The sequence below is a fragment of the Microbacterium sp. RU33B genome (assembly GCF_900155915.1).
Lineage (GTDB): Bacteria > Actinomycetota > Actinomycetes > Actinomycetales > Microbacteriaceae > Microbacterium.
Genome location: NZ_FTPO01000001.1, coordinates 1091913 through 1114288, shown reverse-complemented (window position 1 = coordinate 1114288; position 22376 = coordinate 1091913). Strand labels below are relative to the sequence as shown.

23 protein-coding genes are annotated in these 22376 nt (G+C 70.3%); 2 read left to right on the top strand and 21 right to left on the bottom strand.

Annotated elements, in window-relative coordinates; translation table 11 throughout:
- Positions 1 to 58 precede the first annotated feature (58 nt).
- From serA to B0B14_RS05415, 10 genes are all read right to left on the bottom strand, one after another.
- The gene (gene serA, locus B0B14_RS05460; RefSeq protein WP_076680451.1) at positions 59 to 1663 is read right to left on the bottom strand and encodes a phosphoglycerate dehydrogenase; all 1605 of its coding nucleotides are present in this window, start codon (positions 1661 to 1663) and stop codon (positions 59 to 61) included.
- A gap of 124 nt (positions 1664 to 1787) precedes the next feature.
- Positions 1788 to 2135: a bacitracin resistance protein gene (locus B0B14_RS05455; RefSeq protein ID WP_256714270.1), complete on the bottom strand. Its 348-nt coding sequence runs from the start codon at positions 2133 to 2135 to the stop codon at positions 1788 to 1790.
- Positions 2132 to 2680, bottom strand: a complete 549-nt coding sequence (locus B0B14_RS05450; protein WP_076680450.1) for a DNA polymerase III subunit gamma/tau — start codon at positions 2678 to 2680, stop codon at positions 2132 to 2134. Before B0B14_RS05450 ends, B0B14_RS05455 begins: the two co-directional genes overlap by 4 nt.
- A gap of 39 nt (positions 2681 to 2719) precedes the next feature.
- Positions 2720 to 3442 (bottom strand): copper homeostasis protein CutC, encoded by a 723-nt coding sequence (locus B0B14_RS05445; RefSeq protein WP_076680449.1) that lies wholly within the window; start codon positions 3440 to 3442, stop codon positions 2720 to 2722.
- 142 nt (positions 3443 to 3584) lie between these two features.
- The gene (ilvC, locus tag B0B14_RS05440; RefSeq protein ID WP_076680448.1) at positions 3585 to 4610 is read right to left on the bottom strand and encodes a ketol-acid reductoisomerase; all 1026 of its coding nucleotides are present in this window, start codon (positions 4608 to 4610) and stop codon (positions 3585 to 3587) included.
- Positions 4611 to 4708: 98 nt separating this feature from the next.
- Positions 4709 to 5218 (bottom strand): acetolactate synthase small subunit, encoded by a 510-nt coding sequence (gene ilvN, locus B0B14_RS05435; RefSeq protein WP_076680447.1) that lies wholly within the window; start codon positions 5216 to 5218, stop codon positions 4709 to 4711.
- 1 nt (position 5219) lies between these two features.
- Complete coding sequence (locus B0B14_RS05430) at positions 5220 to 7022, bottom strand: acetolactate synthase large subunit (RefSeq protein ID WP_076680446.1); 1803 nt, start codon at positions 7020 to 7022, stop codon at positions 5220 to 5222.
- A 78-nt stretch (positions 7023 to 7100) separates the two neighbouring features.
- Positions 7101 to 8819 carry a dihydroxy-acid dehydratase gene (gene ilvD, locus B0B14_RS05425; RefSeq protein WP_076680445.1) on the bottom strand — a complete coding sequence of 573 codons (1719 nt, stop codon included), beginning with the start codon at positions 8817 to 8819 and terminating at the stop codon, positions 7101 to 7103.
- Between the two features lie 10 nt (positions 8820 to 8829).
- Entirely contained in the window at positions 8830 to 9603 is a 774-nt protein-coding gene (gene otsB / locus B0B14_RS05420; protein ID WP_076680444.1) for a trehalose-phosphatase, read from the bottom strand.
- A complete protein-coding gene (locus B0B14_RS05415) occupies positions 9600 to 11015 on the bottom strand; it encodes an alpha,alpha-trehalose-phosphate synthase (UDP-forming) (protein ID WP_083710357.1) in 1416 nt (471 codons plus the stop codon). The genes otsB and B0B14_RS05415 overlap by 4 nt, the downstream gene beginning before the upstream one ends.
- An 87-nt stretch (positions 11016 to 11102) precedes the next feature.
- On the opposite strand from B0B14_RS05415, the gene B0B14_RS05410 reads away from it, so the two are divergent.
- Positions 11103 to 11357: a cytochrome c-type biogenesis protein gene (locus B0B14_RS05410; protein ID WP_076680442.1), complete on the top strand. Its 255-nt coding sequence runs from the start codon at positions 11103 to 11105 to the stop codon at positions 11355 to 11357.
- A 15-nt stretch (positions 11358 to 11372) separates the two neighbouring features.
- Here B0B14_RS05410 and B0B14_RS05405 read toward each other — a convergent pair whose 3' ends face one another.
- Genes B0B14_RS05405 through B0B14_RS05395 form a run of 3 tightly spaced genes read right to left on the bottom strand, consistent with a single transcriptional unit; the run spans position 11373 to position 14010 of the window.
- Entirely contained in the window at positions 11373 to 12557 is a 1185-nt protein-coding gene (locus B0B14_RS05405) for an acetyl-CoA C-acetyltransferase (protein ID WP_076680441.1), read from the bottom strand.
- A complete protein-coding gene (locus B0B14_RS05400; RefSeq protein ID WP_179085271.1) occupies positions 12554 to 13207 on the bottom strand; it encodes a CoA transferase subunit B in 654 nt (217 codons plus the stop codon). The genes B0B14_RS05405 and B0B14_RS05400 overlap by 4 nt, the downstream gene beginning before the upstream one ends.
- Before the next feature lie 2 nt (positions 13208 to 13209).
- The gene (locus B0B14_RS05395; RefSeq protein ID WP_076680440.1) at positions 13210 to 14010 is read right to left on the bottom strand and encodes a CoA transferase subunit A; all 801 of its coding nucleotides are present in this window, start codon (positions 14008 to 14010) and stop codon (positions 13210 to 13212) included.
- Positions 14011 to 14147: 137 nt separating this feature from the next.
- On the opposite strand from B0B14_RS05395, the gene B0B14_RS05390 reads away from it, so the two are divergent.
- The gene (locus B0B14_RS05390) at positions 14148 to 14924 is read left to right on the top strand and encodes an IclR family transcriptional regulator (protein WP_076680439.1); all 777 of its coding nucleotides are present in this window, start codon (positions 14148 to 14150) and stop codon (positions 14922 to 14924) included.
- 19 nt (positions 14925 to 14943) lie between these two features.
- Here B0B14_RS05390 and B0B14_RS05385 read toward each other — a convergent pair whose 3' ends face one another.
- The 8 genes from B0B14_RS05385 to B0B14_RS05350 are packed head-to-tail and all read right to left on the bottom strand — an operon-like array spanning position 14944 to position 22359.
- Positions 14944 to 15873 (bottom strand): alpha/beta fold hydrolase, encoded by a 930-nt coding sequence (locus B0B14_RS05385; RefSeq protein ID WP_076681293.1) that lies wholly within the window; start codon positions 15871 to 15873, stop codon positions 14944 to 14946.
- Complete coding sequence (locus tag B0B14_RS05380; protein ID WP_076680438.1) at positions 15870 to 16622, bottom strand: 3-hydroxybutyrate dehydrogenase; 753 nt, start codon at positions 16620 to 16622, stop codon at positions 15870 to 15872. Before B0B14_RS05380 ends, B0B14_RS05385 begins: the two co-directional genes overlap by 4 nt.
- Complete coding sequence (locus B0B14_RS05375; protein ID WP_076680437.1) at positions 16619 to 17314, bottom strand: TetR/AcrR family transcriptional regulator; 696 nt, start codon at positions 17312 to 17314, stop codon at positions 16619 to 16621. The genes B0B14_RS05380 and B0B14_RS05375 overlap by 4 nt, the downstream gene beginning before the upstream one ends.
- Positions 17298 to 18863 (bottom strand): class I adenylate-forming enzyme family protein, encoded by a 1566-nt coding sequence (locus tag B0B14_RS05370; RefSeq protein ID WP_076680436.1) that lies wholly within the window; start codon positions 18861 to 18863, stop codon positions 17298 to 17300. The genes B0B14_RS05375 and B0B14_RS05370 overlap by 17 nt, the downstream gene beginning before the upstream one ends.
- The gene (locus B0B14_RS05365; RefSeq protein ID WP_076680435.1) at positions 18863 to 19972 is read right to left on the bottom strand and encodes a branched-chain amino acid ABC transporter permease; all 1110 of its coding nucleotides are present in this window, start codon (positions 19970 to 19972) and stop codon (positions 18863 to 18865) included. The genes B0B14_RS05370 and B0B14_RS05365 overlap by 1 nt, the downstream gene beginning before the upstream one ends.
- 1 nt (position 19973) lies before the next feature.
- A complete protein-coding gene (locus B0B14_RS05360) occupies positions 19974 to 20849 on the bottom strand; it encodes a branched-chain amino acid ABC transporter permease (protein WP_076680434.1) in 876 nt (291 codons plus the stop codon).
- The gene (locus B0B14_RS05355; protein WP_076680433.1) at positions 20846 to 21592 is read right to left on the bottom strand and encodes an ABC transporter ATP-binding protein; all 747 of its coding nucleotides are present in this window, start codon (positions 21590 to 21592) and stop codon (positions 20846 to 20848) included. Before B0B14_RS05355 ends, B0B14_RS05360 begins: the two co-directional genes overlap by 4 nt.
- Positions 21589 to 22359: an ABC transporter ATP-binding protein gene (locus B0B14_RS05350; protein ID WP_076680432.1), complete on the bottom strand. Its 771-nt coding sequence runs from the start codon at positions 22357 to 22359 to the stop codon at positions 21589 to 21591. The genes B0B14_RS05355 and B0B14_RS05350 overlap by 4 nt, the downstream gene beginning before the upstream one ends.
- Between the last annotated feature and the right edge of the window lie 17 nt (positions 22360 to 22376).

Below are 22376 nucleotides of genomic sequence, written 5' to 3'. Positions count from 1 at the left end.
GGCGCGCGCCGGCCGGGCACGCGCGACAGCGTGCGAACCCCCGACGGGCGTCGGCGCATCAGGACTCGGTGATCTCGATCTGCTGGAACAGGTCGGCGTGGATCGCCGAGCGCACTTCCTCGAGCAGCTCGTCGCCGACCGGAGAGTCGACGGTGAGCACCGAGAGCGCCTGGGCGCCGGCCGCGCGGCGCGCGATCTGCATGCCCGCGATGTTGATGCCCGCCTCGCCGAACTTCTGACCGTAGACCGCGACGATTCCGGGGCGATCGGTGTACAGCATCACGAGGTGGTGCTTCTCGATCGGAAGCTCGACGGCGTAGTCGTTGATGCCGACGAGCTTCTCGATCTGCTTCGTGCCGGTCAGCGTGCCCGACACCGACAGCTGCGAGCCGTCGGACAGCGCGCCCCGCAGGGTGATGACGTTGCGGTATTCGGGGCTGTCGTCGTCGACGAGCAGGCGCACCTCGACGCCGCGCTGTTCGGCGAGCAGCGGCGCATTGACGTACGACACCGTCTCGCTCACGATGTTCGTGAAGACGCCCTTGAGCGCAGCGAGCTTGAGCACGGAGACGTCGTACGCCTGCAGCTCGCCGTGCACCTCGACGTCGAGCGACGTGAGCGGCGAGTGGGCGAGGGCGGCGAAGATCTGGCCGAGCTTCTCGACGAGGGGGATGCCGGGGCGCACGTACGGGTCGATGACTCCGCCGGCGACGTTGACGGCATCCGGCACGAGTTCACCGCCCAGGGCGAGACGCACCGACTTGGCGACGGAGACGCCTGCCTTCTCCTGCGCCTCTTCGGTCGACGCGCCGAGGTGCGGCGTGACGACGACGTTCGGCAGGTCGAGCAGCGGGAACGCCGTGCCGTCGGGCTTCGGCGGCTCGCTCGTGAAGACGTCGAGCCCGGCGCCGGCGATCTCGTTCGTGGTGAGCGCCGTGTACAGCGCCTCCTCGTCGATGAGTCCGCCGCGGGCCACGTTGACCACGTAGGCCGTCGGCTTCATGCGGGCGAACGCCTCGGCACCGATCATGCCGGTGGTCTCGGGGGTCTTGGGCATGTGGATCGTGATGAAGTCGCTCTGCTCGATGAGCTCGTCGAGCGAGAGGAGCTGCACGCCGAGCTGCTGCGCGCGGGCGCTGGTGACGTAGGGGTCGTAGGCGACGACGCGCATGTCGAAGGCCTGCAGTCGTGCCGCGATGAGCGCGCCGATGCGCCCGAGGCCGATGATGCCGACGGTCTTCTCGAACAGCTCCGTGCCCGTGAACGAGCTGCGCTTCCAGGCACCGGCGGCGAGAGACGCGTGCGCGGCCGGGATGCGGCGCGCGAGCGAGAGGATGTGCCCCACCGTCAGCTCGGCGGCGGAGATGATGTTCGACGTCGGCGCGTTGACGACCATGACACCGGCCGTGGTCGCCGTCTTGATGTCGACGTTGTCGAGGCCGACGCCCGCGCGCGCGATGACCTTCAGGACGGGAGCGGCCGCGATGGCCTCGGCGTCCATCTTCGTGGCCGAGCGCACGAGCACCGCGTGGGCCTCGGCCAGCGCCGGCAGCAGCGCGGCGCGGTCGGCGCCGTCGACGTGGCGGATCTCGAAATCCGGCCCGAGGGCGTCGATGGTGGCGGGAGAGAGTTCTTCGGCGATGAGCACGACGGGCTTGGACACGGCGGCAGACCTTTGGGGCGGTCGCGGAACGCGACGAAGGGATGGGATGCCACGCCGCACTCCATGGGGGCGGGGCGGAATTCAGCCTACCGGGCGCTCATGCCCTGCCCGGAACGTATGACGCTCAGCTGCCGTAGATCGAGGAGCTCGTCGCCGAGTAGGCGATGACGGTGAGCCAGAACACCGCCGACAGCGCCAGCCCCGAGAGCAGGACGAGGGCGAACTGCCACGCGGTGCGGCGCCATCCCACGGCGAAGGCGACGGCGAACGCGAGGATCGGGAACACGACGCCGAAGATCATGATGATCCAGCCCAGCGCGTTGAGCCCCAGGATGTCGTTCGCCCGGACGACGGCCAGGGCGACCGCGCTCCACACCGCGTAGGCGTAGAAGAGCCCGAAGAATCCCGCGATCGTCGCCACGACCGGAGTCGGCATCTTCGGGTCCGCGGATGCGCGTGTGGTCTCGCTCACTGTCCCATCACCCCCAGCATGAGGAACGGCCAGGGCAGGAGCAGGACGGCGCCGGCGGCCAGCCACACGATCCGCATCCAGGCCGGTCGTCCGCGTGTCAGGACGAACGCGGTGACGAACCACAGCGCCGGGGCGGCGGCGGCGAGCACGAGGCCGACGACGAACGCGACGCGGGGAACCTCGGCGAGGATCGAGAAGAACTCCAGCCGTCCGGCCGAGAGGATCCACCCGAGGGTGAACAGCAGGTAGACACCGCCGAACACGCCGAGCGCGACGAGCATCGCATTGCCCATCGGCGCCTGCTCGTCGGGCATCGTGACGGTGCCGTCGGGCGCGATGCGACCCACGGTCTCGCTGCCGGGTCCGACGGCCTGGAAGCCGTCCGGGAGCGCAGCCGGCTCGGGCTCGACAGACGCCGGGGAAGCCGACACGGGCTCGGGCTCGTCGACGGGCGGGGCCTCGGCCTCGGGAGCCGCTCCGACATCCAGCGTCGGATCGTCGTCACCATCCCAGCTCAATGCGTCGTCGTCGCGTCCCGGAGTCACGGGTTCAGCGTATCCCGGCGACGGGCACCGCCCGTCCGTTCAGCCGCGCGCCGCCGCCACGGCGGCCGCGACGATGTCGGCGCTCGTCTCGTCGTGCCCCTCGGCGCCGCCGCCGGGCCCGCTCGGGCTGTCGGTCCCCGCCCGCGCGCGCGCCGACAGATGGACGGCCCGCACACCCGCACGACGCAGCGCCGCGATGTCCTCCACGCGCACACCGCCGCCCGCCATGACCTCGATCGCATCTCCCGCGCGCCCCACGAACGCCGTCAGGGTGGGGATGCCGTCGATCGACCGGGCCGCCCCGCCCGAGGTGAGCACCCGGCCGACGCCCTCCTCGACGAGGGCGTCGAACACCGCGAGCGGATCGGCCGAGGCGTCGATCGCCCGGTGGAACACCACGGTCGCAGACCCTGCGGCATCCTGCCAGCGTCTCAGCACGTCGCGATCGAGCAGACCGGACGCCGTCAGCGTGCCGACCACCACTCCCCCGGCTCCGCGGGCGACGCACGCACGGATGTCGGCGCAGGCGACGTCGATCTCCTCGTCGGAGTACACGAACCCTCCTCCGCGCGGGCGCACGAGCACGTTCACGCGCGCCGGATCGACGGCGGCGAACACCGCCTCCAGCAGCCCGAGCGACGGGGTCAGGCCGCCCACCTCCAGCGCCTGGCACAGCTCCAGCCGCGCGGCTCCCTGCGCGATCGCCACGCGGGCTCCCGCGGCATCCTGAACGGCGATCTCGACGGCCGAGGGTGACGACATGCTGACACGATACTGCGCCCGCGAACGCCGAAAGCCCGACCCCTTGTAAGGGTCGGGCTTCCGTGGCTCATTCAAGCCGGACTCGGCGGATGACGCCGAGAGCATGGTGGACGGATGCCGCGGCACCCGTTCGGGGCGAGGATCAGCGCGCGGCCGAGCCCTCGACGTATCCCTCGTCCTGCTGCTTCCACGCGAAGAGCGCGCGCAGGTCGCGGCCGACCTCTTCGATCGGGTGCTTCGCCGCCTTCTCGCGCAGCTCGAGGAACTCGACGGCGCCGTTGTCCTGGTCGCCGATGAAGCGCTCCGCGAACGCCCCGGACTGGATGTCGGCGAGCACGGCCGACATGTTCTCCTTGACGCGCGGGTCGATGACACGCGGACCCGAGACGTAGTCGCCGTACTCCGCGGTGTCGGAGACCGACCAGCGCTGCTTGGCGATGCCGCCCTCCCACATGAGGTCGACGATGAGCTTGAGCTCGTGGAGCACCTCGAAGTACGCGATCTGCGGCTGGTACCCGGCCTCCGTCAGCGTCTCGAACCCGTACTGGACGAGCTGCGACACACCGCCGCACAGCACGGCCTGCTCGCCGAAGAGGTCGGTCTCGGTCTCCTCGGTGAAGGTCGTCTTGATGACGCCCGCACGCGTTCCGCCGATGCCCTTGGCGTACGCGAGGGCGGTCGCCCAGGCGTTGCCCGAGGCGTCGCGCTCGACGGCGATGATGTCGGGGATGCCGCGGCCGGCGACGAACTCGCGACGCACGGTGTGACCGGGAGCCTTCGGTGCGACGAGGATGACGTCGACGCCCTCGGGCGCCTCGATGTAGCCGAAGCGGATGTTGAAGCCGTGCGCGAAAGCGAGCGTCTTGCCGGCCGCGAGGTGCGGGGCGATCTCTTCGGAGTAGATCTTCCGCTGGTGCTGGTCCGGCGCGAGGATCATGATCAGGTCGGCCCATTCGGCGGCATCCGCGACGGACTTGACCTCGAAGCCGTCCTCCTCGGCCTTGGCCGTGGACTTCGAGCCCTCCTTGAGCGCGATGACGACCTCGACGCCCGAGTCGCGCAGGTTCTGCGCGTGTGCGTGACCCTGCGAGCCGTAGCCGACGATCGCGACCTTCTTGCTCTGGATGAGGGCGAGATCGGCGTCGTCGTCGTAGAAAAGTTCAGCCATGGTTCGTGTTTCTCCTTGCGTTGGTTCGGTCCCCGAGCCTGTCGAGGGGTCGTGGTCGGTCCCGGCGCTCGCGCGAGCTCAGGACCGGAGGTTCTCGGTCAGCCCCGCAGGACGCGTTCGGTGATGGACTTGCCGCCGCGGCCGATCGCGAGCAGACCCGACTGGGCGAGCTCCTTCACGCCGAACGGCTCGAGCGCGCGCAGGAAGGCGTCGACCTTGCCCTTGTCGCCGGTCACCTCGACGACGAGCGCATCGGTGGCGTAGTCGACGACGGACGCGCGGAAGAGGTTCACGACCTCGATCACGTTGGAGCGCGTCTGGTTGTCGGCGCGCACCTTGACGAGCATGTGCTCGCGCTGGACGGATGCCGCGGGGTCGAGCTCGACGATCTTGATGACGTTGATGAGCTTGTTGAGTTGCTTCGTCACCTGCTCGAGCGGGAGCTGGTCGACGTCGACGACGACCGTGATGCGCGAGAGACCCGGCACCTCGGTGGGTCCGACCGCGAGCGACTCGATGTTGAAGCCGCGACGGGCGAAGAGGCCCGCGACGCGGGTCAGCAGACCCGGCTTGTCCTCCACGAGGAGGCTCAGCACGTGAGACGACATGTCAGTCCTCCTGCTCGAACGCCGGCGCGTGGTCGCGCGCGTACTGGACGTAGCTGTTGCTGACGCCCTGCGGCACCATCGGCCACACCATCGCGTCGGCGCTCACCACGAAGTCGATCACGACGGGACGGTCGTTCGTCTCGAGGGCGAGGCGGATGGCGGCATCCACGTCCTCCTCCTTCTCGACGCGGATCGCGAGGCAGCCGTACGCCTCCGAGAGCTTCACGAAGTCGGGGATGCGCACGGTGCCGTGCCCCGTGTTCAGGTTCGTGTTCGAGTAGCGGCCGTCGTAGAACAGCGTCTGCCACTGGCGCACCATGCCGAGCGAGGAGTTGTTGATGATCGCGACCTTGATCGGGATGTTGTTGATCGCGCAGGTGGCGAGCTCCTGATTGGTCATCTGGAAGCAGCCGTCGCCGTCGATCGCCCACACGTGACGCTCGGGCTCGGCGACCTTGGCGCCCATCGCGGCGGGCACCGAGTAGCCCATCGTGCCCGCGCCGCCCGAGTTGAGCCACGCGTTGGGGCGCTCGTACTTGATGAACTGGGCCGCCCACATCTGGTGCTGTCCGACGCCCGCGGCGAAGATGCCCTCGGGGCCGGTGAGCTCGCCGATGCGCGAGATGACGTACTGCGGCGACATGAGGCCGTCGGTGGGCTGCGAGTAGCCGAGCGGGAACTCGTCACGGAGTCCGTCGAGGAACGACCACCATTCGCCGATGTCGGGCGTGGTGTCTTCGATCGCCCCGCGATACGCGGCGTCGAGGTCGACGAGAACGTCGCGCAGATCGCCGACGATGGGCACATCGGCGGTGCGGATCTTGGAGATCTCGGCGGGGTCGATGTCGACGTGCACGACCTTCGCGTTCGGAGCGAACAGCGCCGCCTTGCCGGTCACGCGGTCATCGAACCGCGCGCCGAGCGAGACGAGCAGGTCTGCCTCCTGGAGCGCCAGCACGGCGGGCACCGTGCCGTGCATGCCGGGCATGCCCAGGTGCTGCGCGTGGGAGTCGGGGAACGCGCCGCGCGCCATGAGCGTCGTGACGACGGGGATGCCGGTGGTCTCGGCGAGCACCTTGAGCTCTTCCGAGGCACGGGCGCGGATCACGCCGCCGCCGACGTACAGCACGGGCTTCTTCGCCGAGGCGAGGAGCTGGGCGGCCGCCTGGATCTGCTTGCCGTGCGCCTTGGTGACCGGGCGGTAGCCGGGAAGGTCGATCTTCGGCGGCCAGACGAACGGCACCTCGGCCTGCTGCGCGTCCTTCGTGATGTCGACGAGCACGGGACCCGGTCGCCCGGTGCCGGCGATCTCGAACGCGGCGGCGATCGCGCCGGGGATCTCGGAGGCGTCCTTCACGAGGAACGAGTGCTTCGTGATCGGCATCGTGATGCCCACGATGTCGGCCTCCTGGAAGGCATCCGTCCCCATCAGGGTCGAGAAGACCTGACCCGTGATGCACACGATCGGAACCGAGTCCATGTAGGCGTCGGCGATGGCCGTGACCAGGTTCGTGGCGCCCGGGCCCGAGGTCGCGATCGCGACGCCGACCTTGTTCGACGCGGACGCGTAACCCTCGGCGGCGTGACCGGCGCCTTGCTCGTGGCGCACCAGGATGTGGCGCAGCTCGGTGGAGTCCATGAGCGGGTCGTAGACCGGCAGGATCGCCCCGCCGGGCAGGCCGAAGACATCCGTCACGCCGAGCAGCTCGAGCGAGCGGACGACGGCCTGCGCACCGGAGAGCACGGGCGCGGAGGCGGAGCGGGCAGGCGGCCGCGGAACGGCCGTTGCGGAATCGGAGGGCATGGTGATGATCCTCGAAGTGTCGATTCGGGGCTGAGATGCGCGACTGCGCCGGCTCTCGACCACCGAGCGAAGGTGGAGCTATCCCGTGACGGCGCCCTCTGCAGCGGAGCGCACGAGACGGGAGTATTTGGCAAGGACGCCACGGGTATAGCGCGGAGGAAGGGGCTCCCAGCCGTCACGGCGGGAGCTCAGCTCAGCCTCGTCGACGAGTAGGTCGAGAGTGCGAGCTGCGATATCGACCCGTATCAGATCACCATCGCGCACGAAGGCGATGGGACCTGCGTCCACCGCTTCGGGTGCTATATGGCCGATGCACAGGCCGGTTGTGCCGCCTGAGAATCGTCCGTCCGTCAAGAGTAGTACATCTTTTCCGAGGCCGGCTCCCTTGATGGCGGCCGTGATGGCGAGCATCTCGCGCATCCCGGGACCGCCCTTGGGGCCCTCGTAGCGGATGACGACGACGTCGCCGGCGGTGATCTCTCCGGCCTCCAGGGCATCCATGGCCGCGCGCTCTCGCTCGAAGACGCGGGCGGGGCCCTCGAAGACGTCGGCGTCGAATCCGGCCGACTTCACGACCGCGCCCTCGGGCGCGATCGAGCCGTGGAGGATCGTGATGCCGCCGCTCTTGTGGATCGGGTCGTCGAACGTGTGGATGACGGTGCCGTCGACCGGGTCGGGGTTCAGGTCGGCGAGGTTCTCCGCGAGGGTCTTCCCCGTCACGGTGAGGGCGTCCCCGTGCAGCAGGCCCTCGTCGAGCATCGCCTTCATGATGACGGGGATGCCGCCGTGGCGATCGACGTCGTTCATGACGTACTTGCCGAACGGCTTCATGTCGGCGACGTGCGGGACCTTGTCACCGATGCGGTTGAAGTCGTGCAGCGTGAGCTCGACTTCGGCCTCGTTGGCGATCGCGAGGAGGTGGAGCACGACGTTCGTCGAGCCGCCCAGGGCCATCGCGAGGGCGATCGCGTTCTCGAACGCCTCCTTGGTGAGGATGTCGCGCGTCGTGATGCCCTGACGGAGCAGGTTGACCACGGCTTCGCCGGAGCGGTGCGCGAAATAGTCGCGGCGGCGGTCGGCCGACGGCGGAGCTGCCGAGCCCGGGAGGCTGAGGCCCAGGGCCTCGGCGACGGAGGCCATCGTGTTCGCGGTGTACATGCCGCCGCAGGCACCTTCGCCGGGGGCGATGGCGCACTCGATGCGCTTGAGGTCGGCCTCGCTCATCTTGCCCGCCAGGCACGCGCCCACGGCCTCGAACGAGTCGATGATCGTGACGTCCTTCTCGGTGCCGTCGCTGAGCTTGACCCACCCCGGCGCGATCGAACCCGCGTACAGGAAGACGCTCGACAGGTCGAGGCGGGCGGATGCCATCAGCATGCCGGGGATCGACTTGTCGCAGCCCGCGAGGAGCACCGAGCCGTCGAGGCGCTCGGCCATGATGACGGTCTCGACGGAGTCGGCGATGACCTCGCGCGAGACGAGGGAGAAGTGCATGCCCTCGTGGCCCATCGAGATGCCGTCCGACACCGAGATCGTGCCGAACTGCAGGGGGTACCCGCCGCCGGCGTGCACTCCCTCCTTGGCGCCCTGCGCGAGCCGGTCGAGGCTCAGGTTGCACGGCGTGATCTCGTTCCAGCTGGACGCGATGCCGATCTGGGGCTTGTCCCAGTCCTCGTCGCCCATGCCCACGGCTCGCAGCATCCCCCGCGATGTCGTGGCTTCGATGCCGTCCGTCACGACGCGGCTGCGGGGCTTGATGTCGATCGCGGTGTCGGGGGTGATCGGGTCGTAGGCCATGGGGTGCAGTCTATTCCTGTGCGGCGGTGCGCTCGGCCGCAAGACGGGTCAGCAGGGCCGCCATGGCGGGGATGTCGGCGACGAGGACGGATGCCGCGCTCGGCCCCTCGCCCACGTGCACGCCGAGGTCGCCGGCGCCGAGGCTCTCGAGCGCGTCCTCGTCGGTCGTGTCGTCGCCGGCGAAGAGCACGGCGGTCGCCCCCGTCCGCTCGCGCAGGGTGGCGACGCCGGTGTCCTTGCCTTCGTGGCGGAACGCGTATTCGACGATGCTGTGCCCGGCGCGGCGCCGCCAGTGCGGAGCCTCCGCCTGCACGATCGCGTCGACGGCCGTGTTCGCCGCGGCGGCGGTCGCGGCATCCGCCCCTCGAGTGTGCACGCCGAAGCCGAATGTCTTCGGTTCGATCCAGATCCCGGCCATGCCCCGGGTGGCCTCGAGCGCGTGGGTGCGGAGCGTGTCGCGGAGGGCGACGTCGGCCGGGTCGTCGTCGAGTTCGAGGCGGCCCTCCCCCGGCAGCCAGTACTCGGCACCGTGCGAACCGGCCAGCAGCACCTGCGACGCGTCGTCGTGCTCCGCGATGATGCGGAGATCGCTCAGGCTCCTGCCCGAGACGAGGGCGACGATCGTGTCGCGCGTGGCGAGGAGCGCGTCGAGCGCCGCCCGCGAGACGGGCAGCATGCGCGCCGACATCGGCTCGTCGACCAGGGGCGAAAGCGTGCCGTCGAAGTCGAGCGCGACGAGGAGACGATCGGTCGAGGCGATGCGGCCGAGGGGGTCGACGCTCACTGGGAGGCCTTCTTCGCTCCCCGCAGGGCGGTGAGGAACGATTTCGACCACGCCGCCACGTCGTTCTCGATCACCTTGCGTCGCATGGCGCGCATGCGGCGCCCCTGTTCGCCCGCCGGCATCTCGACGGCGCGCATGATGGCGTCCTTGAGCCCGTCGATGTCGTGCGGATTCACGCGGATCGCGCTGGCGAGCTCGTCCGCCGCCCCTGCGAACTCGCTGAGCACGAGGACACCGCGGTTGTCGGCGCGCGTGGCGACGTACTCCTTCGCCACCAGATTCATCCCGTCGCGCAGCGCCGTCACGAGCATGACGTCGGCGGCCAGGAACAGCGCGACCATCTCCTCGCGCGGGAAGCCCTGGTGCAGGTACCGGATGGCCGTGTGGCCCATCGTGTCGTAGTCGCCGTTGATGCGGCCGACCTTCAGCTCGATCTCGTCGCGGAGCTGGATGTAGGCCGCGACGCGCTCGCGACTGGGGCTCGCGACCTGCACGAGCGTGACGTCCTCGACGGCGAGCCGCCCGTCTTCGAGGAGCTCCCCGAACGCCTTCAGCCGATGCTGGATGCCCTTGGTGTAGTCCAGGCGATCCACGCCGAGCAGGATCTTCCGAGGGTTGCCCAGGCTCTCGCGGATCTCCGCGGCGCGGGCTCGGATGTCGGGACGCTGCGCGAGCTCGACGTACGACGCCGTGTCGATCGAGATGGGGAAGGCCTTGGCCAGCGCCACACGGGTCGTGCCGTCGGCCTGGGGAACCTCGATGCCGGTCGCCTTCGTCTGGTAGTGGAAGACGCGACGCACGGCCCGGGCGAAGTTGCCGGCATCCGCCACCCGCTGGAAGCCGACGACATCCGCCCCAAGCAGCCCTTCGAGCACCTGCCGGCGCCAGGGCAGCTGCGAATACAGCCCGTATGCGGGGAAGGGAATGTGGTGGAAGTAGCCGATCGTGAGATCGGGGCGGATCTCGCGCAGCATGGCGGGGACGAGCTGCAGCTGGTAGTCCTGCACCCAGACGGTCGCTCCCTGCTCGGCCGCACCGGCCGCCGCCTCGGCGAAACGCCGGTTGACCTTGACGTAGGCGTCCCACCAGACGCGGCGGTAGCGCGGCTCGGAGATCACGTCGTGGTAGAGCGGCCAGAAGGTGTCGTTCGACATGCCTTCGTAGTAGAGCTCCACCTCGTCGGCCGACAGCGGCACCGGGACCAGCAGCATCCCGTCGAACTCGAAGGGGTCGAGGGTCAGGTCGGCCCCGCCCGCCCACCCCACCCACGCGCCGTCCTCCGACTGCATGACGGGCTCGAGCGCGGTGACGAGCCCTCCGGGCGAGCGACGCCAGGCGTCATCGCCCTCGCCGTCACCCGACCGATCGACGGGAAGTCTGTTCGCGACGACGACGAATTCGGCCTTGGACACAGTGCTCCCGTTCCGTTGCGGACCGTTCCAGGCTATCGCGGGGTCGCGATCGTGCCCGCCGCCGCCCGGCGGGGTAGCGTGGAGCGCATGCGCAAGTACCTCTTCAGCTCGGGTCTGTTCACGACGGTCACCGCCGGTCTCACACTGTTCCGAGGACTCCGCGAAGACCAGCCGTTCACGTGGCGCACGGCGCTGGCCTGGCTGAGCTGGGGAATCACGCTCGCGCTGGCGATCGGTGCGATCGTCGACACCCGCCGCGCGTCGAAGGGCCGCCTCGTCGCCGGCGACTCCCCCATCGCCGCCGACGCGGAGAAGCTCCTGAAGAAGCGCCTCCGCGCCTGACCCCCGGGGGGTGCGTCAGCGGGTCAGGATGAGCGCATCGCCCTGACCGCCGCCGCCGCACAGCGCCACGGCCGCGGTGCCGCTCCCCCGGCGCAGGAGCTCGTGCACGGCGTGCACCACGAGGCGATTGCCGGATGCCCCGATCGGGTGCCCGATCGCTATGCCGCCGCCGTGGATGTTGACGACGTCGTCCGACAGACCCAGCTCGCTCTGCGACCGTGCGACGACCGCCCCGAACGCCTCGTTGATCTCCACGAAGTCGAGATCCGACACCGCGATGCCCTGCTTGGCGACGGCCTTCTCGATCGCGCGCGCCGGCTGCGCGTGCAGGGAGTTGTCGGGTCCGGCGACCTGACCGGATGCCCCGACGACGGCGAGCACGTCCCAGCCCTTCTCGTCGGCGTGCGCGCGCGTCGTCAGCACGACCGCCGACGCGCCGTCGGAGATCGGCGACGCATTTCCGGCCGTGATGCTGCCCCCCTCGGCGAATGCCGCGCGCAGCCCGGCGAGCGTCTCGACGGTGGTCTCGGGGCGGATGCCCTCGTCCTTCGTGACGACGATGGGGTCGCCCTTGCGCTGCGGGATCTCGACCGCGACGATCTCCGCGTCGAAGACGCCGGCCGTCTGCGCGGCGGCCGCGCGCTGATGGGAGCGGGCCGCCACGGCGTCCTGGGCTTGGCGTGTGATCTCGAACTTCCCGTTCAGCCGCTCGGTGGACGCTCCCATGCTCTCGCGGTCGTAGGCGTCGGTCAGACCGTCGAAGGCCATGTGGTCGAGCACCTCGATCGAGCCATAGGCGTAGCCGTCGCGCGACCCCATGAGCAGGTGCGGCGAGCGGGTCATCGACTCCATGCCGGCGGCGACGACGACCGTCGCGTCGCCGAGGGCGAGCATCCGCGCACCGTCGATGATGGCCGTGAGGCCCGACAGGCACACCTTGTTGACCGACCCGGCGTGCACGTCCCAGCCGAGACCTGCGCCGATGGCCGCCTGGCGGGCGGGGTTCTGACCCGCCCCGGCCGGGAGCACCTGACCGACCAGCACGGCGTCGACGGCGTCGGCGGGGATGCCGCGCTGGGCGAGCGCCCCCGAGATCGCGAGGGAGCCGAGCTGCGGCGCGGTCAGAGAGGCGAGCTGGCCCTTGAGGCGGCCCTGCGGCGTGCGCGCGGCGGCGACGATGACGATGTCGTCGTGGTTCATGATGCGACCTTCGATTCTTCGGAGACGATGAGGGCGGGTTCGGTGGCGGCGATGACGTCGTCGACGCTCACGCCGGGTGCGGTCTCAACGAGCACGAGGCCGGCCTCGGTGACATCGATCACCGCGAGATCGGTGATGATGCGGTCCACGACGCCGCGGCCCGTGAGGGGCAGCGAGCATTCGTCGACGATCTTCGCCGATCCGTCTTTCGCGACGTGCTCCATCAGCACGATCACGCGTCCGGCGCCGTGCACGAGGTCCATGGCGCCACCCGGGCCCTTGACCATCTTTCCGGGGATCATCCAGTTCGCGAGGTCGCCGGTCGCCGACACCTGCATCGCGCCCAGGATCGCGGCGTCGATCTTGCCGCCCCGGATCATGCCGAAGCTCATCGCCGAGTCGAAGTACGCCGATCCGGGCAGCACGGTGACCGTCTCCTTGCCCGCGTTGATGAGATCCGGGTCGACGTTCTCCTCGGTCGGGTAGGGCCCGACGCCGAGGATGCCGTTCTCGGACTGGAGCACGACGGTGACGCCGTCGGGCACGAAGTTGGGAACGAGCGTGGGAAGCCCGATGCCGAGGTTGACGTACGCGCCGTCGGCGAGCTCCTGGGCGGCGCGGGCCGCCATCTCGTTGCGGGAGAGGGCCATCGTCATGCTCCTTCGGGGATGTCGCGGCTCAGCGCCTGGGCGACCGAGACGGTGCGCCGCTCGATGCGCTTCTCGATGTCAGGTCCGACCTCCACGATGCGGTGCACGTAGATGCCTGGAAGGTGGATCTCCTCGGGGTCGAGCACGCCGGCATTGACGACCTCCTCCGCCTGCACGATGCAGATCCGCCCGGCCATCGCGGCGAGCGGGTTGAAGTTGCGGGCGGCCTTGTTGAAGACGAGGTTGCCGTGCCGGTCGGCCTTCTTCGCGTGCACCAGGGCGTAGTCGGTGACGATCGCCTCCTCGAGCACGTACTCCTTCGGGGATCCGGTGACCTCGAACGTCCGCACGTCCTTGACGGGCGACGCGACCGCGACGCCGCCGCTGCCGTCGTATCTGCGGGGCAGGCCGCCTTCGGCCACCTGCGTGCCGACGCCGGTCTGCGTGAAGAACGCGGCGATGCCCGACCCGCCGGCGCGGAGCTTCTCGGCAAGCGTGCCCTGCGGGGTCAGTTCGAGCTCGAGCTCGCCGGAGAGGAACTGGCGCTCGAACTCCTTGTTCTCACCGACGTACGACGACGTCATCTTTCGGATCCGCTTGTCGTTCAGGAGGATCCCGAGGCCCCAGTCGTCGACGCCGCAGTTGTTCGACACGATCGAGAGATCGTGGGTGCCCTGGGCGTGCAGCGCCGAGATCAGGCCCATCGGATTGCCGGAGAGCCCGAAGCCGCCGACGGCGAGCGATGCTCCGTCGGGGATGTCGGCGACGGCCTCTTCGGCCGACGCCCAGGTCTTGTCGATCACGTGTCACTCCCTCGTGGTCCGCAGGGCGCCGCAGCCCCGCGGCGTCCTGCGTCCATCCTGCGCGCCGCCCGCCCGGGCTACCGCGTCCCGCGCTGCCATATGGATGAGGTCGGCCCTCGTGTCCATATGATGGACACATGGTCGAGCGATCCGTTCCCGGCGCGCAGTCCGTCGCGCGCGCCGCACGGCTTCTCCGGCTCGTCACGGGGGCGGGCGACGACGGCGTGGCCGTGGCCGACCTCGCACACCGTGCCGACCTCACCCGCCCGACGACGCATCGCCTGCTGACCGCGCTCCGCCACGAGGGCCTCGTCGACCAGGACGAGCGGACCGGCCGCTGGATGCCGGGACCGGAGCTCTACCTCATGGGCACCGTCGCGGCATCCCGCTACGACATCACCGGAATGGCGCGTGACATCGTGCGCTCGCTCGCCGTGCGCACCGAGGAGAGCGCCTTCCTCTCGGTGCGCCGCGGTGACGAGACGGTCTGCCTGCTCCGCGAGGAGGGGAGCTTCCCGATCCGCTCGTTCGTGCTGTCGGAGGGTGTGCGCTTCCCCCTGGGTGTCGCGTCGGCCGGTCTCGTCATGCTGGCGTTCCTGCCTCCCCACGATGTGGACGCCTACTTCCAGCGTCATCCTGAGCTTCCCGAGCAGTGGGGCGGTCCGCACGGCGAGACGCGACTGCGCACACGACTGCGCGAGACCAAGGAGCGCGGGTACTCCGTGAACCCGGGCCTCATCGTGGAGGGAAGCTACGGCATCGGCGCCGCGGTGTTCGCGCGCGACGGGCATCCGCAGTGGGCACTGAGCCTCACGGGTGCCGAGTTCCGCTTCGGTCCCGACCGGTTGCCCGAGCTCGGGCGCATCCTCCTGGCGCACGCCCACCAGCTCACGAGCCGGCTCGCCGGGCGCTGAGGTCAGCCGGGCGCTGAGCTCAGTCGCGGGCTGCGTCCAGCTCTTCCCGCACCGCGGCGGCGACGGCGGCGGCGCCGTCGGGCGCCATCACGATCGTGTAGTGGTTGACGTCGTCGATCCCGGAGTGGCGGACCCCCGGCGCATCCGCCAGCATCCTCGCCAGATGCGCGGGCGCGTACAGCCCCGGCTCCTCGTTCTGCAGTCCGCGCGGCGCCGTCAGGAGCCGGATGGGCTGCGTCGCCTCCGCCAGGGCGGTGACGATCGACGCCCCGGTGTTCTGGTCGATCGAGTCCTCGACCATCGTCCGGTAGCTCGTCGCGGGTCGGAACGCGCCGTCGCCGTCGTCGACCAGGTCGTAGGCGAGATACGCCTCGAGCTCGCGACTCCACGCTCCCTGGAACGCGGCGTGATCCCTCCAGAAGTCGAGGTACTCCCCCGCGTCGGCGAATCGCATCGACAGTCGAGCCGCCGTGGGGCCGAGGACGGCGGCCACGAGGGCGTCGGCGTCCATGCCCGGCGGCAGATCCAGCGGCAGACCTCCGTCGACGAGAACGACCCGCGACACGCGGTCGGGGTGCAGGTGCGCGAACACGATCGCGACGAACGCGCCCATCGAATGGCCCACGATCACCGTCTTCTCGATGCCGAGCGCGTCGAGGGTGGCCGCCAGGTCATCGGCGTGCGCCCGCATCCCCGCGGCGCCCGCGAGCGTATTGCTGCGCCCGCGTCCGCGGAGGTCGGGCGCGACCGCGCGCACGCCCGGGAGGCCCGAGACGACGAACGGCCAGGCCAGATGCGAGGCCGTCACCCCGTGCACGAGCAGCACGTCGTCGGTGCGCTCTCCCACGGGGTCCCAGACGCCGACGTGCAGGTCGCCGCCGACGACGGGCACGTCGATCGCGCGGTAGGAATGGGTCGCCGCTCGGGCGACCGGGGTCGCCGTGCTCATCGCGCCGTCCATCCGCCGTCCATCGTGTACGAGGCGCCGGTGACCATGCCCGCCCGGTCGGAGGCGAGCCAGCCCGCGAGAGAGGCGACCTCGTCGGCCTCGATCAGGCGCTTGATCGCCGTCTCGGTGAGCATGACCTTCTCCACCACCTCGGATTCGGGGATCCCGTGGAGCGCGGCCTGATCGGCGATCTGCTTCTCCACCAGCGGTGTGCGGACGTACGCGGGATTGATGCAGTTGCTCGTGACGCCGTGCGGGCCGCCTTCGAGCGCCGTCACCTTGGACAGCCCCTCCAGCGCGTGCTTGGCCGAGACGTACGCCGACTTGAAGGCGCTCGCCCGCAGCCCGTGAGCGCTCGAGATGTTGATGATCCGGCCCCACCCGCGCTCGTACATCTTCGGGAGCACCGCCCGGATGAGCAGGAAGGGCGACTCCACCATGAGACGGTGCATGAAGCGGAAGGTGTCGGGGTCGAAGTCGTGGATCGCCATGACGCGCTGGATGCCCGCGTTGTTCACCAGGATGTCGGCGTCGAGGTCGAGGTCCTCCTGGGCCGCGGTGTCGGAGAGGTCGACCACCCAGGCCTCGCCTCCGACCTCGGCGGCCGCCGCGCCGGCGGCCTCCGCGTTCAGGTCGGCGATCACGACGTGCGCGCCGCGCGAGGCGAACTCGTGCGCGCAGGCGAGGCCGATGCCGCTGGCGCCGCCCGTCACGAGCGCGCGCTTGCCGGTGAGGTCCTTCTCGGTCACTTCTCTCCGCCTTCGGTGCCGGATGCCTCGGCGCGCGGCGCCAGGGCGTTGTCGATGATGCGCGACATGGCGTCGAACACCGCGGGATCGAGCTGCGCGGGAGGGTTGCCGGCGGCATCCTTCTCCCACAGCAGGAACCGCATGCCGATCAGCTCGCCCATGCCCATGAGGGCCCAGGCGGTGACGGCGGGGTCGAGGGCGCGGTCGACGTCGCCTGCGGACTGCGCGGCCCGCAGCCCTTCCTCATAGCCCTCGACGATGCGCGTGTAGTGCAGGCGGAGCACGTCGGGCGAGACGAACTCCGCTTCGCGGACGACGCGGTACAGCGCCGGATGCTGCGCCGTGAACCGGAAGAACCCGGCGAAACCGGCCCGTTCGGCCTCGAGTCGCGACGACGCTCCCGCCATGGCCTCCGACATCGAGTGGCGCACCCGGCGGTTGAGATCGATCACGAGGGCCTCGAAGATCGCCTGCTTGCTGTCGAAGTACAGGTAGAACGTGCCGAGGCCGATGCCGGCGCGCTCGGTGATCTTGACGATGGACGCCTCGTGGTACCCCTGCTCGGCGAACACGACCTCGGCGGCCTCGAGCAGCCGGTGCCTGGTCGCCTCCCCGCGCTTCGTCAGCGGTCGTCCCGTCGCGGACGACACGAGTGCCGCACCGTCGTCGAGGAGGTCATCGGGAAGGCTCATGGCGCGCCCCTTCCATCAGTCGTCGTGCGCGGTCCTGCAGGCGGGAACGCGCGAGCTTCTCGATCGTGGAGCGTGGGAGCTCGCGGACGAACTCGACACGCACGGGAACCTTGAACGCCGCGAGCGTGCGCCGCGCGTGCGCGAGCACTTCGTCGGTCGAGAGGACCGCACCCTCGGCGCGGACCACGAAGGCCACGCCGCGCTCGCCCCACACGGCATCCGGAACACCCACCACGGCCGCCGCCTCGATGAGCGGATGCAGCGCGAGGGCGAGCTCCACCTCGGCGGGCGCGACGTTCTCGCCGCCGGAGATGAAGATGTCCTTGAGGCGGTCGACGATCCGGAGGATCCCGTCGGCGCCGCGGTGCACGAGATCACCCGTCCGCAGCCACTCCCCGCGGCGGGCGGCCGCGGTGGCCTGCTCGTCGCCGAGGTAGCCGGGGAACACGCTCGGTCCGCGCACCCAGAGCTCGCCGGTCGCCTCGCCCTCGAGAGGAAGCTCGGTCTCGGGGTCGACGACCCGCACCGCGACGTGGGGGTACGGACGGCCGACGGCCCCGGGGTGGGACGCGGCCTCGTCGGCAGGCAGGTGCAGCACGTTGGGCGACGCCTCCGTGAGCCCGTAGCCCTGCGTGAGCGGCACGCCGGCGGCCGTCCAGGCATCCTGCACGTCGCACGGCATCGTCGCCCCGCCCACGAGCGCCAGGCGCAGCGACGAGATCGCGCTCGGGTGCCAGTCACGGTCCGCGGCGAGCATCGCGTACTGCGTGGGCACGCCCATCATCGCCGTGACGCCGCGGTCGCGGAGCAGCTGCAGCGCCCGCGCGGGCTGGAACGACCGCTCGAGCACGACCGTCGCCCCCACCCACCAGGCCAGGAGCGGCTGGCAGTTCCACGCGGCGACGTGGAACTGCGGCAGCATCGCGAGCACGACGTCGTCCTGCTGGAGCGGCAGCGCACCGGCGAGGGCGAGGTTGTTCCAGAAGCAGTTCGCGTGGGTGAGCACGACGCCCTTGGGCGCCGCTTCGCTGCCCGACGTGTAGATCACCAGCAGCGCGTCGTCGTCGGCGACGTGGCGCACCGCGCGGGGAGCGCGCGAGCGGGGGACGGAGGCCTCGATCCCGGTCGTGCCGAGCTCCGCCACCGGCGGCACGCTCTCCAGCGCGCGCAGGGCGTCGCCCGCGAGCGCGGCGTACTCGTCTTCCACGAGCAGGAGCGCCGGGTCGCTGCGCATGAGCAGATCGGTCAGCTCGCGCTGCGTGAGCCGCCAGGAGAGCGGGACGAACGCGACGCCCGACAGCGCACAGGCGAACAGCACGACGACGTGGTCGGTGGAATTGCCCGAGACCGTGGCGATGCGATCCCCCGGGCCGTAGCCGGCCGCTCGAAGCCCGTCGGCCAGGGCGCTCGCCCGCATCGCGAGCGTCGCGTAGTCGCACGTCACGCCGCGGTCGTCGATCGCGATGCGCGCGGGCGTCGCGGTGGCGCGATCGATCAGCCAGCGGCCGATCGTGTGCGGGCCGTCCTCCAGAGCGCTCTCCCACGTCATCAGCGGGCACCCGCCTCCGCGAGCTGGGACTCGGTCTCGGCGTCGTCGATCCCGCGCAGCGCGGACCGCGCCCGGTCGCCGCGGCGGCGCTTCGCCCACGCGTCGATCGTTCCCGCGATGCCGCCGGGCAGGAACATCACGACGAGGATGAAGAGCACCCCGAGCAGGAACAGCGGCTCCGACAGCGGCACGCGCAGCACGTCGGGCAGCCCCGCGATCGCGTCGGATCCGGCGAGCACCGTGAGGCGCTGATCGAGGAGCGTGTAGAGCACGCCCCCCACGATGGCACCCCAGCGGAACCCGACGCCACCGAGGACCACCATCACGAGCACCGTGATCGTGAGATCTGCCGACACCGCGCGCGGGACCGTGCCCGACTGAAGGAGCATGTACGCGACTCCTGCGAGGCTCGCGAGCACGCCCGCGATGACGAACACGACGAGCTTGGCGCGGTACGGCTGGAGGCCCAGGACCCGCACGCGCTGCTCGTTCTCGCGGGTCGCACGCACGAGGTGGCCGAGGCGCGAGGTGTCGACCCACAGCGTCACGAGGTACACGATCACGAGCATCGCGAGGCACAGCCAGTAGAGGTTGCGGGTGTTCACGACACCGATCAGAAAGTCGGGCACCTGCTCGGTCGCCAGCCCCAGACCCTCCTCGCCGCCGGTGACCGAGGAGTTGCGGCGCACGAGCACCGACCCTGCCTGGGCGAACGCCAGGGTGACCATCGCGAACGGGATGCCGGACACCCGCATCGCCACCGCCCCCGTCGCGAGGGCGATCACCATGCCGCCCAGCAGCGCGATGAACACGCCGGGGAACAGCGGCACGCCGAAGTGCTCCAGCGCGATGCCCAGTCCGTACGCGCCCGCGCCGAAGTACAGGGCGTGGCCGAACGACAGCATCCCGGCGCTGCCGAGCAGCAGGTTGTACGACAGCGCGAGGGCCGCGAACACCATGCACAGCGAGAGCAGCGCGAGCGTGCCGGGCATGTACGTGGGCGTGGGCAGGATGCCGGGCAGCGACAGGTTGAGCATCGGCAGCACCGCCATGAACACCACGAGCACGGCGCCGACGACGATCGGGAGGAAGAGACGGATGCGGGTCATGTCATGCCTTCTTCCCGAGGAGGCCCGTCGGGCGGACGAGGAGCACGAGGGCGAGCAGGACCACGACGATGAAGTCGCCCGTGCCCCCGAGGTAGAAGTTCGCGAACTGCTGGAGCACGGCGACCAGGACGGACGCGATCGCGGCGCCCGTGAGGGAGCCGAGACCCCCGACGACCGTCACGATGAACGCGAAGATCAGCAGCGTCTGGCCGAGGTGCGCCGACACGAACGTCGAGTAGTGCATCGCGAGCACCCCGCCGATGCCGGCCGCGGCCCCGCCGATCGCGAACACGATCGTGAACGACGAGCGCACGTCGATGCCGAGCGCCGTCACCATCGTGCGATTCTCGACGCCCGCCCGGATGATCATGCCGTAGCGCGTCTTCTGCAGGAACAGCACGAGGGCGGCGAGCACGAGCACTGCGGCGATCATGAGGATCCAGTAGACGTTGGGGATGCGGGCCCCCAGCACGTCGGTGGTCTGCTTCAGCCACGTCGGACCGGCGATCGTGATGGCATCGGTGCCCCAGATGCCCTCGAACAGGGCCACCGAGGCGAAGGAGAGGCCGACGGTGACCAGCACCTGTTCGATGTGCCGCTCGTACAGCGGCCGGATGAGCACGAGTTCGGTGAGGGTCGCGAAGATCGCCCCGACCCCGGCGCCCACCGCGATCGACACGAGGAACGAGCCCCACGAGTCCGTGCCCAGCGACTGGGCGACCGTCCACCCGAGGAACGCGCTGAGCGTCAGGAACGCGCCGTGCGCGAAGTTCAGCACGTGCATCAGACCGTAGATCAGCGACAGCCCGGAGGCGACGAGGAAGTAGAGGGCGCCGAGGCCGACACCGGTGATGAGGGTGAGGACGAGGGTGCTCATGCGTGGGGCTCCCCTGTCGAGGTGGGCGAGGGGTGCGGGGCGGGCTCGACGTGGACGCCGAGGAGCCGGCGGGTGAGGTCGTCGTCATCGAGGATCTCCGAGGCGGCGCCCGTGTGGACGACGCGCCCGCCTCCGATGACGATCGCACCGTCGGCCAGTCGGCGCACCACCTCGAGGTTCTGCTCGACGAGCAGGATGGGGACGATCTTGGACGCCTCGAGCAGCGCTTCGGCGACCTCGTCGACGATCCTCGGCGCGAGGCCCTTCGTGGGCTCGTCGACGAGCAGGAGGATGTTGTCGTTGATCAGCGCACGGGCCACCGACACCATCTGCTGCTGGCCGCCGGACAGCGTGCCCGCCTGCTGATCGCGACGCGCGACGAGGTCGGGGAAGAGCTCGGCGACGAACTCGCGGCGCGGGTTCTTCTGCCGCTCGGCCATCGCGAGGTTCTCGGCGACGGTGAGCTTGGCGAAGACCTCGCGGTCTTCGGGCACGTAGCCCACGCCGCGCCGCACGATCTTATGGGTCGGCAGCCCGTCGATGCGCTCCCCGCCCAGCCGCACCTCGCCGCGACGGGCGATCAGACCCAGGATGCCGCGGAGCGTCGACGTCTTGCCGACCCCGTTGCGCCCGAGCACCGCCGTGATGCCGGTGGCCGGCACCGAGAACGTGACGTCTTCGACGACCTGCTGCCCCGCGATCGAGCAGCGGAGTCCGCGGACCTCCAGGATGCTCTCGCTCATGCGGCATCCGCCTTCCCCAGGTACGCCGACTGCACGAGCGGATTCGCCATCACGGCGTCCGGCGTGTCGTAGGCGATGATGGTGCCGAAGTACATGACCGCGACCCGGTCGACCAGCCCCATCAGCACGTCGATGTGGTGCTCGACCATGAGCACCGTGCAGCCCGTGTCGCGCTGCATCTGACGGATGTTGTCCACCAACCCGGGTACGTCGCCCGAGGCCACCCCCGCCATCGGCTCGTCGAGCAGCACGATGGATGCCTCGGTGGCCAGCAGCACGGCGATCTCGAGCTTGCGCTTGTCGCCGTGCGAGATGTCGCCGGCGGGCGTCTCGAGCTTGTGGGTGAGCCCGACGGCGTCGAGCTTCGCGATCGCGAGGGCGGTCGCGGCATCCGACTTCCGAGGAAAGCGCAGCAGGGAGTAATCGCCGCCGATCGCGACCTGGGCCGCGAGGCGCACGTTCTCGAGCACGCTCAGCTTGGGGAACAGGCTGGACGTCTGGAACGTCCGGCCCAGACCCGCCCGCGCCCGCGCCGGCACGGAGGCCGAGGTGATGTCGGCGCCGTTCATGAGCACGCGACCCGCGGTGGGCCGCAGGAGCCCGGAGACGACGTTGAAGAGCGTGGTCTTGCCGGCGCCGTTGGGTCCGATGACGCCGACGAGCGAGCCGGCGGCGATGTCGAGCTCGACGTCCTTGAGGATCGTGGCGCCGCCGATCTGCAGGCCGAGGCCTTCGATGCGCAGCGCAGAAGGGACGGATTCCGTCATGGGAGAAGCCTTTCCGT